The sequence below is a fragment of the Streptomyces sp. KMM 9044 genome (assembly GCF_024701375.2).
Lineage (GTDB): Bacteria > Actinomycetota > Actinomycetes > Streptomycetales > Streptomycetaceae > Streptomyces.
On the sequence record NZ_CP113910.1, the window covers coordinates 3,280,863 to 3,294,846 of the forward strand.

Genomic DNA, 13,984 nt, shown 5'->3' on the forward strand with positions numbered 1-13,984 from the left:
GCGGTACGGGCTCAGCCGCTGTGCCGGGCCGCGTTGGCGACGATCGCGTCGCGCAGGTATACCGCCAGGCCGGGGCGGATGTCCTCGTACGTCCGCGTGAAGCGCGGGTCGGCGACGTACATCTCGCCCAGGCAGGTGTGCATCTCGTGCCCGCAGTCGTAGTACGCGCGGGTGATGAAGAGCCGGTGCTCCTCCGCCGTGTCCATGGCCTCCCCGGAGTCGGCCGGGGTACCGGCGGACATCAGGTCGGCCATGCGCAGGTGGAGGGAGTCGAACTCCCCGGTGACGCGTTTCCAGTCGTCCTTGGTGTAGGACGCGGTCCGCTGCCGGGACTGCCGGTAGGCGTCGGTGTCGCCCCAGCGCTCCCGGACCTCGTCCTCGTACTGGTCCGGGTCGAGGTTCCCGAACACCTCGAACCGTTCCTCGGGCGTCAGACTGATTCCCATCGTGCGTGCCTCCATGGCGTGCTCCACGGCCGCCGCCATCTTCTGCAGCCTCTCGATCCGGGCGGTCAGCAGGTCGTGCTGCCGGCGCAGGTGCGCGCGCGGATCCGCCTCCGGGTCGTCGAGCAGGGCGGCGACCTCGTCGAGCGGGAAGCCGAGTTCCCGGTAGAACAGGATCTGCTGCAGCCGGTCGAGGTCGGCGTCGGTGTAACGCCGGTGACCCGCGCTGCTGCGCTCGCCCGGGGCGAGCAGGCCGATGTCGTCGTAGTGGTGCAGGGTGCGCACCGTGACCCCGGCGAAGCCGGCCACCTGCCCCACGGAGTGACTCACTTCCGCTCCCTCTTCGTTCTCGGTACACACTCCACCCTGGGTCCTCACGCCACGTGAGGTGCAAGCCGGTTTCCAGCGGCCGTTCACTCCGGCCGTCCATACAGACCGTTTCATACCTGTTTGCGTGCTTGATCCGTCTATCGTGTGCGTGTGGTCCGGGACAGCACACAGCAGGCCCCTCCTCCGCTTCTCCGCTTCTCCGCTTCTTCGCTCCTGCGCCCCGGGCACGCGGCCTGCTGCCGCCGGCGGGCGTGGGCCTGACCGCCGAGGAACTCCAGGACGTGCCGCGGCAGACCGTGCCGGACGCACTCGGGGCCCGGCGGGTACTGCGTGCCCCCTTCGCCCCGTGTCCGGCCCGCACGAACTCCCGGACGAATCCCCCTACGCCCCCGGAGGTATCCATGCCGCTGCACGATGCTCCCCGGCGCGATGAGCGCCCCCTGTCCGTCAACCCCTTCCTGGGGCCCGCCAGCCCTCTCGGGGACATGACCGAGGCGCCGCCCAAGCACCGGCTGCCCGACACGCCGATGGCGCCCGCGACGGCGTACCAGCTGGTGCACGACGAGCTGATGCTGGACGGCAACGCACGGCTGAACCTGGCCACCTTCGTCACCACCTGGATGGAGCCCGAGGCCGGTCTGCTGATGGCGGAGTGCCGGGACAAGAACATGATCGACAAGGACGAGTACCCGCGCACCGCCGAACTGGAGCGGCGCTGCGTGTCGATGCTCGCGGACCTGTGGCACGCGCCCGACCCGTCGGCGGCCGTGGGCTGTTCGACGACCGGGTCGAGCGAGGCGTGCATGCTCGCCGGGATGGCGCTCAAGCGCCGCTGGGCACGGCGCAACGGCGACCGGTACCCGTCGAAGGACGCCCGGCCGAACCTCGTCATGGGTGTCAACGTCCAGGTCTGCTGGGAGAAGTTCTGCACCTTCTGGGAGGTGGAGGCCCGCCAGGTACCCATGGAGGGCGACCGGTTCCATCTCGACGCGCGGGCCGCCGCCGCGATGTGCGACGAGAACACCATCGGCGTCGTCGGCGTCATGGGCTCCACCTTCGACGGGTCGTACGAGCCCGTCGCGGGCCTGTGCGCAGCGCTGGACGAGCTCCAGGAGCGCACCGGCCTCGACGTCCCGGTGCACGTCGACGGGGCGTCCGGCGCGATGATCGCCCCCTTTCTCGACGAGGACCTGGTGTGGGACTTCCGCCTCCCGCGCGTGACGTCGATCAACACCTCGGGGCACAAGTACGGGCTGGTCTACCCGGGTGTCGGCTGGGCGCTCTGGCGGAACGCGGACGCCCTGCCCGAGGAACTGGTCTTCCGGGTGAACTACCTGGGCGGCGACATGCCGACGTTCGCCCTGAACTTCTCCCGTCCGGGCGCCCAGGTGGTGGCGCAGTACTACACGTTCCTGCGGCTGGGCCGCGACGGCTACCGCGCGGTGCAGCAGGCCGCGCGGGACGTGGCGCGCGGGCTCGCCGGACGGATCGGGGAGACCGGCGACTTCCGGCTGCTGACCCGGGGCGACGAGCTGCCGGTGTTCGCGTTCACGACCGCGCCCGGGGTCACGGCGTTCGACGTCTTCGACGTGTCCCGGCGGATGCGGGAGAACGGCTGGCTGGTGCCCGCGTACACCTTCCCGGCGAACCGTCAGGACCTGTCGGTGCTGCGGGTGGTGTGCCGCAACGGTTTCTCCGAGGACCTCGCCGACCTGTTCGCCGAGGACCTGGCCCGGCTCCTCCCGGAGCTGCGCCGGCAGCAGCGGCCCCTCACTCGCGACAGGAACGCGGCCACCGGCTTCCATCACTGAGCGGGCCGCGGGGCCCGCTAGCCCCGTCCTCCGCAGGTCACCCGTTCGGGAAGATCAACTGATCACAGCTGGTCAGCCACCGATCAGCGCAGCGGTCCGCGGTGCAGAACCCGCCGAAGCACGATCGCTTCAGGACCGTGATCCAGCCCGGAGGCTGTGCAAAAGAGTGACCCGCGGAGGACGGAGCTAGCGGCCCAGCCGCGCGAACCGCCGTACCGACAGCGGGAAGAAGACCGCGAGCAGCGCCAGGGGCCAGACGACGGCGGCCCACACGTGCCCCGGCTCCCCGCCGGGGCTGCCGAAGAGGTCGCGTACGGCCGCGGCCGTCTGGGAGAGCGGGTTCCACTGGACGACCGTGCCGAGCCAGTCCGGCATGGACTCGGGCGCGGCGAAGGCGGTGGACAGGAAGCCGACCGGCCAGACCAGGATCTGCACGGCCTGCACCAGCTCGGGCCTCCCCGCCACCAGTGCCAGGTGGATGCCGATCCACAGCATGGCGAAGCGGAACAGCAGGAGCAGTCCCACGGCGCCCAGGAAGCCGGCCGGGCCGCCGTCGCCGCGCCAGCCGAGCGCGGCAGCGACGGCCAGGAGCACCGCGAGGCCGAGCGTCGACTGAAGCATGTCGGCGGCGGCCCGGCCCACCAGGACCGCGCCGTTCGCCATGGGCATCGAGCGGAAGCGGTCGATGACACCCTTGTCGAGGTCCTGGGTGACGGCGACCATCGTGCCTTCCAGGCCGAAGGCCATGGTGAGCGCGAGCATGCCGGGGACCAGGTAGTCGAGGTAGTCGCCGCTCACGCCCCGGCCGCCACCGACCAGGTAGCCGAACATCAGCAGCAGCATCACCGGGAAGACCAGGCCGACCACCACCGCGACCGGCTGCCGCCGCCAGCGGGAGAGTTCACGGCGGGTCATGGTCCAGGAGTCGGTCAGGGTGTGGACGGTCCGTGCGTGGCCGGCCCCCGTACGGGCGGCCGTCGTGTGCGTGAGCGGCGCGTGGGTGGTCATGCGGACCTGCCTTCTCGAGTGCGTCCTACGAGTTCGCCGGCCCGGCCGGCCCGGTCGTCGTCGGATCCGGTGAGCCGCAGGAACACCTCGTCGAGCGTGGGCCTGCGCAGGGCGATGTCCTCGGCCCGGATGCCCGCCTCCTCCAGTGCGCGCACGACCCCGGCCAGGGCCGCCATGCGGTCGGTGACCGGGGCGCTGAGCAGCCTGCGGTCGGTGTCCACGGTGATCTCGTCCTTCGGTACGGGCAGCAGGGCGACGGCCGCGCCCAACTGCCCGGCGTCGCGCAGGACGACGTCGATGCGGTCGCCGCCGGTGGCCGCCTTGAGTGCGTCCGCCGTGCCGTCGGCGACGACCCGGCCGGCGTCCACGACACAGACGCGGTCGGCGAGCTGGTCGGCCTCCTCCAGGTACTGGGTGGTGAGCAGGACGGTCGTACCGCCGCCGACCAGGGAGCGGACCGAGGCCCACACCTCCGCGCGGCCGCGGGGGTCGAGACCGGTGGTCGGTTCGTCCAGGAAGAGCACCTCCGGCTCGGTGATCAGGGAGGCGGCCAGGTCCAGGCGGCGGCGCATGCCCCCGCTGTACTGCCGTACCGCCTTGCTCCCGGTGTCGGCGAGGCCGAAGCGCGCCAGGAGTTCGTCGGCACGCGCGCGTGCCCGTCGCGTTCCCAGGTGGTGCAGGCGGCCGAACAGTTCGAGGTTCTGCCGGCCGCCGAGTTCCTCGTCGAGCGCCGCGTGCTGGCCCAGGAGGCCGATGCGCAGCCGCACGGCGTACGCCTCGCGCACCACGTCGTGGCCCGCGACCTCGATCCGGCCCGCGTCGGGCCGCAGCAGGGTGGCCAGGACGCGGACCAGGGTGGTCTTGCCCGCGCCGTTCGGGCCGAGCACCGCGTGCACCGTGCCGCGCGCGACCGTGAGGTCGAGCCCGTCCAGCGCGGGCCTGCCGCTCCGGCCGCCTCTCGCCGCGCCGTACGTCTTCCGTGCGTCCTCGACGGTGATCACCGCGTCGGTCATGGGGAGGATCCCCCCTCTCTAGTCAAAGTTGACTACATACTTCACGGTAGGCCGGGGAAGGTCATTGGTCAAACTTGATTAATATGTGGGGGTCGACCGGTGATCAGTACGCGGACGCCTCAGCGGTTGTCCCCCGGGTGGTGTTCCCCCGTCGCGTACGGGTTCTCCTGGTCCTCGGCCAGGATGCCGACGAACGGCTCGCCCTCCCCGGCGAAGGTGTAGGAACCGGCCTCGATCCGTCCGACCAGACCCCTGGCCCACTCGGCCTCGGCATCGGCCGTGTGCACCCACAGGTTCATGATCTCGCCGATGTGGCCCAGCGGCTCGGGACCGCCCTCGGGCACGTAGTGCTCGGTGACCGCGGTCCGCCACTCCTCGATGCGCCGGATCCGCTCCTTGAGCAACGCCGCCGCCTCCTGCCTCGGCAGGTCGACGACGAAGCCGATGGCCGCCGACTTCATGTCCGTCTTCTGGTCGTAGGCGACGAGGGCCTCGCGCAGCAGCGTGAAGTACTCCTCGTTCCCCGCCGCGGTGATCTCGTACTCGGTGCGCGGCGGGCCGCCGGCCGTCGAGGGCGCGCTCTCGTGCGCGTGCACCAGCCCTTGCTTCGCCATCTGTTTCAGGGCGTGGTAGATCGAGCCGGGCTTGGCGTTGGACCACTCGTGCGCGCCCCAGTACTCCAGGTCGTTGCGCACCTGGTAACCGTGGGCCCGCCCGTGCTGGCGCACCGCGCCGAGCACGAGGAGACGGATCGCTGACATGGGCTCCAGCGTAGGCCGCGGGCGGTCACCCCCAGGAGTTGCCCTGCTCCTACGCGACCAGCTCGAACGCGGTGGCGCCGTCCAGGGACTCGCGGACGATGTCGGCGTGGCCGGCGTGCCGGGCGGCCTCGCGGATCAGGTGGGAACACAGCCAGCGCATCGAGAGCCGCTCGTCCTTCGGGTTCCAGGACGTCCTCGCCAGCAGGAAGGTGCCGTCGAGGCTGGGCACCGCGCGGAGGAACGACTCCGTCTCGGCGGCCACCTTCCCGTAGGACGCGAGGAAGGACTCCACGGTTTCGTCACCGACCAGCAGGAAGCACTCGTGCCCGTTCGACTCGTCCCGGTGGACGGCCGGCGGCTCTCCCCTGGCGCGGGCGACCCAGCCCTGCTCCATCTCGGCGACGTGCTTGAGCAACCCGGCCGGGGACAGCTCACTGACGCTGGGGCGCGACGCGGCCTGCTCGTCGGTGAGGCCGAGCACCGACCGGCGGACGCCCCCGCGCTGCTCCTCGATGGACGCCAGCAGCGCCCCGCGCTCGTCGCCCCGGGGCTCCGCGGGAACGTGAGTGACCATGACGGCCGCCTTCGCCGGTGAGGGCTTTCGCCCCGGTTTCCCCGACACCGACGACGCTACGGGCCCGTGCGGTCAGATGCTGTCCGCACGGGCCCGGGAGAGAGGAGCGAGTCAGAAGGGGCGGATCAGAAGGGGAACCCGCTGCGGCCGTGCTGCACCGAGATCCACTTGACCGTGGTGAAGGCGTCCAGCATCGCCTCTCCGTTCAGCCGGCCGCTGCCGGAGTTCTTCTCGCCGCCGAAGGGGACGATCGGCTCGTCGTGCACGGTGCCGTCGTTCACGTGGAACATGCCGGTGTCGATCTGCTTGGCGAAGTTCACCCCGCGCTCGACGTCCCCGGTGTGCACGGCGCCGCTCAGACCGTACGGGGTGTCGTTGACGAGGCGTACGGCCTCCTCCTCGCCGTCGAACGGGACGAGGAAGGCGACCGGTCCGAAGACCTCCTGCCGCAGCAGGGCGGAGTCTGCGGGGAGGCCGGTGAGCACGGACGGCTCGACCAGGTTGTCGGTCCGGGCGCCGCGCACCAGGGCGGTCGCGCCCTCGGCGAGCGCCTGTTCGACGACACCGGCCAGGGAGTCGGCCTGCTGGGAGTTGATCACCGGGCCGATGACCGTCCCGGGGTCACGCGGGTCGCCGGCCTTGAGGGACTTGACCTTGGTGACGAACTTCCCGGTGAACTCGTCGGCCACCGAGCGGTCCACCAGCACGCGGTTGGCGGCCATGCAGACCTGGCCCTGGTGGACGTACCGGCTGAACACGGCCGCGTCGACCGCGTAGTCGATGTCGGCGTCGTCGAGGACCACCAGCGCGCTGTTGCCGCCGAGTTCGAGGACCGAGCGCTTGAAGAGGCGGGCGCAGACGGTTGCCACGTGACGGCCGACCGCGTCGGAGCCGGTGAAGGAGATGACCTTCGGGACCGGGTGCTCGAGGAAGGCGTCGCCGATCTCCGCGATGTCCGTGATGACGACGTTCAGCAGACCGCCCGGCAGGCCCGCGTCCTCGAAGATCTTCGCGATCAGTGCCCCGCCCACGATCGGGGTGTTCTGGTGCGGCTTGAGCACCACTCCGTTGCCGAGCGCGAGCGCCGGGGCGACCGACTTCAGCGACAGCAGGAACGGGAAGTTGAACGGGCTGATCACACCGACGACACCGACGGGCACGCGGTAGACGCGGTTCTCCTTGCCGTCCACCGGCGACGGGATGATCCGGCCCTCGGGGCGCAGCGCCAGGTGCACCGACTCGCGGAGGAACTCCTTGGCGAGGTGGAGCTCGAAGGCGGCCTTCAGGCGCGTGCCGCCGAGTTCGGCGATGATCGCCTCGGTGATCTCCTCCTCGCGCTCCTCGACCAGCGCGAGCGCCTTCTCGAGCACCGTGCGGCGGGCGTACGGGTTGGTCACCGCCCACTGCTTCTGCGCGCGGGCCGCCGCCCGGTAGGCCTCGTCGACCTCGTCGACGGTGGCTGTCGTGACCGATGCCAGTTTCTCGTCGTCGTACGGGTTGAAGTCGATGATGTCCCAGGAGCCGGTGCCCGGACGCCACTCACCGTCGATGTACTGCTGGGCCAGGTCGGTGAAGTACGACGACATGTGATCCCTCAACCCCTCAATCCCTCGCCGCCGAGGCGGGCCCACCCCGCATCGGCCTCACAGCCCGGCCGCACGGGCCGGTATCCGTCCGGTCCGCGCGGCCTGATCGAACATCATCGTACTTATTTTTCAGGAGAGTTGGAGGAGACCTCGCAGAAGATCCCGGCTCTCCGAGGGCCCCGGGCTGTCCTGCTGGAGCTCCTTGAGCGCCTTCTCGTACTGGGCCACGTCCTCGGCCTTGTCGAGGTACAGCGCGCTCGTCAACTGCTCCATGTACACCACGTCCGACAGGTCGGACTCGGGGAAGCCGAGGATGGTGAACGCGCCGGACTCACCGGAGTGGCCGCCGAACCCGAACGGCATGACCTGCAGCCGGATGTTGGGCCACTCGGAGACCTCGACCAGATGCTGGAGCTGCCTCCGCATCACCTCGCGGTCGCCGTACGGCCGGCGCAGCGCGGCCTCGTCGAGCACGACATGGAACTCGGGCGCGCTCTCGGAGACCAGGTACTTCTGCCGCTCCAGGCGCAGCGCCACCCGTCGTTCGACGTCGGCCTCGCTCGCGCCCGCCATGCCGCGCCGGACCACCGCGCGCGCGTACTCCTCGGTCTGCAACAGGCCGTGCACGAACTGCACCTCGTACGCCCTGATGAGTGCGGCGGCGCCCTCGAGACCCACGTAGGTGGGGAACCAGCTGGGCAGCACGTCCGAGTAACTGTGCCACCAGCCGGCGACATTGGCCTCTCTGGCCAGGGAGAGCAGTGAGGCGCGCTCCTGCTCGTCCGCGATGCCGTACAGCGTCAGCAGGTCCTCGACGTCCCTGGTCTTGAAGCTCACCCGGCCCAGCTCCATCCGGCTGATCTTCGATTCCGAGGCGCGGATCGAATAGCCCGCCGCCTCGCGCGTGATCCCCCGAGCCTCACGCAGTCGCCTGAGTTGTGATCCGAGCAGCATGCGCCGCACCACCGATCCCGGCTCTCCCGCGCTCACGTTCGCCAGCCTCCCCAACGTCTGCCAGAGGCCGAAGTCTGCCACTAAAACACTCCGAGCAGTACTCACCCGGTTACGGAAACGGAATCAGGGTCGGTGTTTTGACCAGGGGAAAGTAGAGAGCAGGCCACGGAAGTGACCGGAGGGACGTGAATATGGCGGAAAAATTGACCAACAAGCGGTACGGGAAGGCTCATTTCGGTCAGCTGCACGTGCATCTGCCCTTGCATCTGCCGTACGCATCCGAAACCATGGCCTTCGCACCACCGCCGTATCGCTACGACCGCGAATCCCGGGAGTGCCTCGCATGGGGACGAATGGATCGACCATGCTCCAGCCGTTACGGCAGGGCCTTCCGCCACTGGACCCCGCGGCCGTGTCCGACGCCGTCTCCTGCTCCCTCCCCGCCCGCTACGAAGCGGTCCGCGAGGCGCGGCAGTTCACCCAGACGACCTGCGACCAGTGGGACGCGGGCGACCGCTTCGACGACGTGTGCCTGGTCGTCTCCGAACTGGTCACCAACGCCCTGCGGCACGGCCTGCCGGTCCGCGCGTCGCGGTCGGCGGAACAGGAAGCTCCGGTGCGGCTGCATCTGATGCGGTGGACCGGGCGGCTGGTGTGCGCGGTACGCGACCCGAGCCACGACAGTCCCGTCACCCGCGAGACGGACGACTTCTCCGCGGAGTCGGGCCGCGGGCTGCTCCTGGTCGAGTCGTTCAGCGACGGCTGGGGCTGGCAGCCGATGCGCGGCGGACGCGGCAAGGTGGTCTGGGCCCTGTTCCTGCTGCCGCCTCCCGGTGGCGCATGACGAGAACCGCAGGAACGACGGGAACACAGCATCTTGGCACGCCGTGTTCTACGCGCGTCACACGGGGTGCGGGGCCGCCGGGCGAGGGAGCGGCGGGCGCGGCGGCACCTTCAGGCGCGTTCGGACGCGTGGTGCGCGATCGGGTCAGCCGACGACCAGGTGGTCGAACTCGCCGTCCTTGACGCCGAGGAGCATCGCCTCGATCTCCGCCCGGGTGTAGACGAGCGCGGGCCCCTCGGGAAAGCGGGAGTTGCGCACCGCCACCTCGCCGCCCGGCAGCCGGGCGAACTCCACGCAGGAACCCTGCGAGTTGCTGTGCCGGCTCTTCTGCCAGGCCACGCCGTCCAGCCCGGCGGCAGCCATGCCGTTGTACACGCGGGACGCGTCGGCGCCGCCATACACGTCACCGTCGTACACATCGCCCTCGTACACGTCGTGGTCCACAGGTCGCTCCCCGTTGTGCACTGGCTGGTGTTGCCATCGATGCAGTGGTCAACTGACCCGGATCATAGCTTTGTTCAAATGCAAATGCATGGGCAGATGCACGTGCACGCGGGGTGTTCCCACAGTTACAGCCCTGTGGGCCGGCCTGCCGGGCCCCACGTGAGTGGAGACGCGCACGGAGGCCTTCCTGTTCCCTGATCGGAGCCCCCACGTTCCTCGTTGCCCCGTCTGTCCTCACGCGGCCCCCTCAGAGCAGGCCGCCCTCTTCGCCACGGACGGCACCGTGTGCAGTGGCACGGCAGAGGAAGATGCCGGAATCGCGACGACGATCAGCCTCGACTGCGCGGACGGCAACGAGGACCGGGCGAACGGCACGGTCGACCCGGTGAGCGGGTCCGCCCTGAAGGTCACCTGGGAGGGCTCCCTCGGCACCGAGACGTACACGAAGGCCGAGGGCGGCCGGCTGCCGTCGGGTCTTCCGACCGCTGGGCTCGGCTCGTAACGCCTGCCTCGAGGGCCCGCCCTCCGGGGGCGCCGGGAGGACTTCCCGGGGTGTGATGATCTGTGGGCCGCTCCACGAACCCAGGGGAATCCTCATGCGCTCCATGCCGATCGCCGTCACCGTCACCACCGCCCTCCTCCTGTTGACCGCCTGCGGCGGCGAGGGCGGTGGTGACGGGGCGGAGGACAAGAACGACGCGAAGCAGGAGAGCGGGGCCTGTTCGAGCGCGACGGTGAGCCTGGAGGCCGGTCCCGCGAGCGAGGCCCCGGCCGCCGGCGACACCGGCGAGGTGCCCGTGAACCTCGTCGACCAGGGCGGCGCCTGCGTCCTGGACGGCTTCCCCGAGGTGAGCCTGGTGGTCGGGGGCGAGCCCGTCGCGCTGCCCCCGGCCGAAGGCGCCACGGCGCGGGAACTGACCCTGGCGGAGGGCGAAGCGGCCTCCTTCACGATCACCTACGTACGCGGGCCGAAGGGCGCGGACGGGAGCCTGGACGCCACGTCCCTGCGGATCGGCCTCCCCGGCGACTCCGCCACCCGGGACTTCCCCTGGATGTACGGCCCGGTGGCGGTCAAGGAACCGGCCGAGACCGCGGCCGACGCGTCCGTGAGCACCTTCCAGCGGACGGGCGACTGACTGACCGGCAGGCGGGCGGGCGGACAACCGGCCTCCGGGCAGGACGACGACCCGCGGCCCTCTCGGGCCGGAGACAACCCCCGGCGCGCGACCCGCGCGGGCTCCTGACCGGCCGGTGCAGCCGGTACAGCCGGTACAGCCGGTACAGCCGGTACAGCCGGTACAGCCGGTACAGCCGGTACAGCCGGTACAGCCGGTGCAGCCGGTGCAGCCGGTGCAGCCGGTGCAGCCGCAGAGTGCGGGCTTCCGGGCTGTGGCTGCGGGCCCCGGTTCAGCCGAGTCGTCGGCGGGCTTCGACCTGGGCGTCGTCCGCCGCCCGCGCGCCCTCCTCCCACCCCGCCGCGTCGCTCACCCCGCGCAGCCTGGTGGTCGTCGTCTCCGGGAACAGGCGGTCCAGCCGCTCGGTGACCGCGACGTCGCGGGAGGCGAGCACCGGGAGCAGGTCGTCGCTCAGCCCGCTCGTCCGGCCTTCGGCGGCAGCCGCCAGACGTGCGCCCACGCGGTGGGCGTAGGCCGCGAGGAACGACTGCCGGAAGGTCTTGGTCCGTTTGCGTCCGCCCGCCTTCTGGGCCGCCTCCGCCTTCGTCATGGCCGTACCGGCCTGCACAAGCAGTGAGGTGTAGAGCAGTTCGACCGCTTCCAGGTCGGCGGCGAAGCCGACCACGGTGGAGAAGCCGAGGGCTTCGTTCCACACGGCCCGGCAGTGGTTCGCGGTGGCGATCGCGTCGAGCAGCACGGCCTTGGTCTGCGCATAGGGGGCTTCCACCCCGATCCGGCACGCGCCCGGCGCCGTCGCCGCGTGCGTCCGCACCGCGAGGAGGGCCTCGTCGACGCTGTGCCGCGCCATCAGTTCCTGCGCCTTGGCGGTGAGTGCCTCCGCCTCCTCCGGGAAGCCGGTCGCCTCCGCCTTGGCGAGCAGCGCGCGGATGCGGCCGAGCATGCGGGACTCCGGACGCCGGTCATCTTCCCCCGAGCCCGCCCCGCAGGCCGTCCCGGCGCTCCCGGCAGTGCCGACGGCCGCCTCGTCGAGGGACTCCAGCGCGGGCAGGCGCAGCAGCAGCCGGTACAGCTCCAGTACGGCCGTGGCGTGCGAGAAGCGGTCGGCGCGCGGCGGGCGCGAGGGCGCGGGAGCGGCGCCGGTTTCACCGGTGGCCTCGAGCGCGTCGAGTTGGGCGGTCCAGCGGGGCCCCCGGGGCCGGTCGTGCGGCGCCTGCGCACGGATCAGCGCCGTGACGAGCCCCAAGTGTACATCGTGCAGTTCACGCCGGACGACGCGTACGACGTCGGCGGGCTGCCAGCCGCGCCGCCAGGCGTTCGCCACGAGCTCCTCCCCCCGCCGGGCGAGTTCGGCGTCCGCCGCCGGGTCGGCGGCGAGCAGGGACGCGCCGGTGTCGAGGGCGTCGTCGGCGGTGGCGTACAGGGTGACCCGGAAGGCGCGTTCGACGGTGCGGGACGTACTCGTACTCACGGGCCGATCGTGCCATGCCCCGGAAGTCCGTCACTTCACCCCCAAGTGTCAACTCGTGGTTGACACCCGTCTATTGTCAACCTATCGTTGACGCATGACGACGAACCCCGGCATCAAGTCATCCGTACGTCTCGACGACCTCATCGCGGCCATCAAGAAGGTCCACGAGGAACCCCTTCAGCAGCTCCAGGACGCGGTGCTCGCGGGCGAGCACCTCGGCGACGTGGCGGACCACCTGATCGGCCACTTCGTGGACCAGGCCCGGCGTTCGGGCGCCTCCTGGACGGACATCGGCAGGAGCATGGGCGTCACCCGGCAGGCGGCCCAGAAGCGTTTCGTGTCCAGGGAGTCGGCCGCCCTCGACCCGAACGAGGGCTTCAACCGCTACACACCCCGCGCCCGGGCGGTGGTGATGGCCGCACACCACGCGTCCAAGGCCGCGCGCAACGCCGAGGGCCTGCCCGAGCACCTGGTCCTCGGCCTGCTGGCCGAGCCGGGCGGCCTGGCCGCGAAGGCGATCACCGAGCAGGGCGTCACCCTGGACACGGTCCGCGCGGCCGCCACCGCGGCCCTCCCGCCGGCCGTCGAGGAGGCCCCCGAGCTGGTGCCGTACGGCCCGGCGGCCAAGAAGGTCCTCGAACTCACCTTCCGCGAGGCCCTCCGCCTCGGCCACAACTACATCGGCACCGAGCACCTCCTGCTCGCCCTCCTGGAGTACGAGAACGGCAAGGGCGTCCTCAGCGGCCTCGGCGTCGACAAGACGGCCACCGAGCGGTACGTCGCCGAACTGCTGGCGCAGGTCGTGGCGGTGTCGCAGGAGGACGACCGGGAGAAGGGCGGCGACCAGGAACAGGCACCCCCACCGGAGAACTGATCCCGGCCGGCGTCGGCCCCGTGGGCGGACACCCTGGTCGAACCCCGTGGCGGGACACCGTGGTCGGACCCCATTGTCAGACCCTCCTGCCAGACTCACGTCATGGCCGACCGGTGGGCACTCGCTCCGGCCGAGGACGGTGGCGTGGACGTCGCCCCCTCGGCCCGGACGGGCTGCCCGCCGCTCCGGTGCGGCGGGAGACGGATGCCGCCGAGGCCGTGCGGGGTCGTCCCGGTGTCACGCGGTGGGTGTGGCGGTCCACCGCCGAGGTCCATCCGCGCCTGCTCGCCACGGGGGTGCGAGTGGAGCGGTGCTACGACGTCGAGGCCGCCGAGACGCTCCTGCTCGGTCACGAAGGGCGGTACGGGCAGCCCCGTTCGGCCGGGGCCGCCCTGGCCCGGCTCCGCGGCGGCCCCGTACCGCCCGATCCGCCACAGCGTTCGGCCGAACCGGGCGCGCAGTCGCCCCTCTTCGAACCCCGGGGCGCGCACGTCCCGCTGGCGGACCTCCTGGCCGTCTACGCCGAGCAGCAGCGCCGGACCGAAGCGACCGCGCACCCGGGCCGGATGCGGCTGCTGCTGGCCGCCGAGTCGGCGGGCACGCTCGTCGCCGCCGAGATGAACCGCGCGGGAATGCCCTGGCGGGCGGACGTGCACCGCGCGGTGTTGCACGACTAACCGGAATGGGGGGGACCCCCAGGGACGGCAGAGCGGAGTCGGCCTTCGGGATCGTTCTCCT

At 71.3% G+C, this 13,984-nt stretch carries 14 protein-coding genes and 1 pseudogene; 6 read left to right on the forward strand and 9 right to left on the reverse strand.

Annotated elements, in window-relative coordinates; genetic code table 11:
- Positions 1 to 11: 11 nt before the first annotated feature.
- Entirely contained in the window at positions 12 to 773 is a 762-nt protein-coding gene (locus HUV60_RS14675) for a MerR family transcriptional regulator (RefSeq protein ID WP_257850813.1), read from the reverse strand.
- 401 nt (positions 774 to 1,174) lie between these two features.
- Between HUV60_RS14675 and HUV60_RS14680 the strand changes: the two genes are divergently transcribed.
- Positions 1,175 to 2,584, forward strand: coding sequence for a glutamate decarboxylase (locus tag HUV60_RS14680; RefSeq protein ID WP_257850812.1), 1,410 nt, complete (start codon positions 1,175 to 1,177; stop codon positions 2,582 to 2,584).
- A 186-nt stretch (positions 2,585 to 2,770) separates the two neighbouring features.
- Here HUV60_RS14680 and HUV60_RS14685 read toward each other — a convergent pair whose 3' ends face one another.
- From HUV60_RS14685 to HUV60_RS14710, 6 genes are all read right to left on the reverse strand, one after another.
- Positions 2,771 to 3,499: an ABC transporter permease gene (locus HUV60_RS14685; protein WP_257851723.1), complete on the reverse strand. Its 729-nt coding sequence runs from the start codon at positions 3,497 to 3,499 to the stop codon at positions 2,771 to 2,773.
- Positions 3,500 to 3,588: 89 nt separating this feature from the next.
- Complete coding sequence (locus tag HUV60_RS14690; RefSeq protein ID WP_257850811.1) at positions 3,589 to 4,605, reverse strand: ATP-binding cassette domain-containing protein; 1,017 nt, start codon at positions 4,603 to 4,605, stop codon at positions 3,589 to 3,591.
- Between the two features lie 119 nt (positions 4,606 to 4,724).
- Positions 4,725 to 5,366 carry a PadR family transcriptional regulator gene (locus tag HUV60_RS14695; protein ID WP_257850810.1) on the reverse strand — a complete coding sequence of 214 codons (642 nt, stop codon included), beginning with the start codon at positions 5,364 to 5,366 and terminating at the stop codon, positions 4,725 to 4,727.
- Between the two features lie 49 nt (positions 5,367 to 5,415).
- Positions 5,416 to 5,940: a DinB family protein gene (locus HUV60_RS14700; RefSeq protein WP_257850809.1), complete on the reverse strand. Its 525-nt coding sequence runs from the start codon at positions 5,938 to 5,940 to the stop codon at positions 5,416 to 5,418.
- Positions 5,941 to 6,065: 125 nt separating this feature from the next.
- Complete coding sequence (locus tag HUV60_RS14705; RefSeq protein WP_257850808.1) at positions 6,066 to 7,526, reverse strand: aldehyde dehydrogenase family protein; 1,461 nt, start codon at positions 7,524 to 7,526, stop codon at positions 6,066 to 6,068.
- Between the two features lie 129 nt (positions 7,527 to 7,655).
- Positions 7,656 to 8,480, reverse strand: coding sequence for a helix-turn-helix domain-containing protein (locus HUV60_RS14710; RefSeq protein WP_257851722.1), 825 nt, complete (start codon positions 8,478 to 8,480; stop codon positions 7,656 to 7,658).
- Between the two features lie 343 nt (positions 8,481 to 8,823).
- On the opposite strand from HUV60_RS14710, the gene HUV60_RS14715 reads away from it, so the two are divergent.
- Entirely contained in the window at positions 8,824 to 9,324 is a 501-nt protein-coding gene (locus HUV60_RS14715; protein WP_257850807.1) for an ATP-binding protein, read from the forward strand.
- Between the two features lie 144 nt (positions 9,325 to 9,468).
- Here HUV60_RS14715 and HUV60_RS14720 read toward each other — a convergent pair whose 3' ends face one another.
- Positions 9,469 to 9,768, reverse strand: coding sequence for a DUF397 domain-containing protein (locus tag HUV60_RS14720; protein ID WP_257850806.1), 300 nt, complete (start codon positions 9,766 to 9,768; stop codon positions 9,469 to 9,471).
- A gap of 283 nt (positions 9,769 to 10,051) precedes the next feature.
- Here HUV60_RS14720 and HUV60_RS14725 point away from each other — a divergent pair, with 283 nt between their 5' ends.
- A complete protein-coding gene (locus HUV60_RS14725; RefSeq protein ID WP_331461988.1) occupies positions 10,052 to 10,270 on the forward strand; it encodes a hypothetical protein in 219 nt (72 codons plus the stop codon).
- A gap of 94 nt (positions 10,271 to 10,364) precedes the next feature.
- A complete protein-coding gene (locus tag HUV60_RS14730; protein ID WP_257850805.1) occupies positions 10,365 to 10,904 on the forward strand; it encodes a DUF4232 domain-containing protein in 540 nt (179 codons plus the stop codon).
- A 271-nt stretch (positions 10,905 to 11,175) separates the two neighbouring features.
- Here the strand turns inward: HUV60_RS14730 and HUV60_RS14735 are convergent, their stop codons facing one another.
- Complete coding sequence (locus HUV60_RS14735) at positions 11,176 to 12,372, reverse strand: DUF2786 domain-containing protein (RefSeq protein ID WP_257850804.1); 1,197 nt, start codon at positions 12,370 to 12,372, stop codon at positions 11,176 to 11,178.
- A 94-nt stretch (positions 12,373 to 12,466) separates the two neighbouring features.
- Here HUV60_RS14735 and HUV60_RS14740 point away from each other — a divergent pair, with 94 nt between their 5' ends.
- Together HUV60_RS14740 and HUV60_RS14745 are read left to right on the forward strand one after the other, a co-directional pair.
- Positions 12,467 to 13,246 (forward strand): Clp protease N-terminal domain-containing protein, encoded by a 780-nt coding sequence (locus HUV60_RS14740; RefSeq protein WP_257850803.1) that lies wholly within the window; start codon positions 12,467 to 12,469, stop codon positions 13,244 to 13,246.
- Positions 13,247 to 13,348: 102 nt separating this feature from the next.
- Positions 13,349 to 13,920: pseudogene (locus tag HUV60_RS14745) on the forward strand (bifunctional 3'-5' exonuclease/DNA polymerase); the annotation flags it as partial.
- Positions 13,921 to 13,984: the final 64 nt, after the last annotated feature.

Bases quoted from the DNA above. Each gene is read 5' to 3' on its own strand.
- HUV60_RS14715 (WP_257850807.1), top strand. From the start codon at position 8,824: ATGGGGACGAATGGATCGACCATGCTCCAGCCGTTACGGCAGGGCCTT.
- HUV60_RS14700 (WP_257850809.1), bottom strand. From the start codon at position 5,940: ATGGTCACTCACGTTCCCGCGGAGCCCCGGGGCGACGAGCGCGGGGCG.
- HUV60_RS14710 (WP_257851722.1), bottom strand. From the start codon at position 8,480: ATGCTGCTCGGATCACAACTCAGGCGACTGCGTGAGGCTCGGGGGATC.
- HUV60_RS14685 (WP_257851723.1), bottom strand. From the start codon at position 3,499: ATGACCCGCCGTGAACTCTCCCGCTGGCGGCGGCAGCCGGTCGCGGTG.
- HUV60_RS14680 (WP_257850812.1), top strand. From the start codon at position 1,175: ATGCCGCTGCACGATGCTCCCCGGCGCGATGAGCGCCCCCTGTCCGTC.
- HUV60_RS14740 (WP_257850803.1), top strand. From the start codon at position 12,467: ATGACGACGAACCCCGGCATCAAGTCATCCGTACGTCTCGACGACCTC.
- HUV60_RS14695 (WP_257850810.1), bottom strand. From the start codon at position 5,366: ATGTCAGCGATCCGTCTCCTCGTGCTCGGCGCGGTGCGCCAGCACGGG.
- HUV60_RS14690 (WP_257850811.1), bottom strand. From the start codon at position 4,605: ATGACCGACGCGGTGATCACCGTCGAGGACGCACGGAAGACGTACGGC.
- HUV60_RS14730 (WP_257850805.1), top strand. From the start codon at position 10,365: ATGCGCTCCATGCCGATCGCCGTCACCGTCACCACCGCCCTCCTCCTG.
- HUV60_RS14705 (WP_257850808.1), bottom strand. From the start codon at position 7,526: ATGTCGTCGTACTTCACCGACCTGGCCCAGCAGTACATCGACGGTGAG.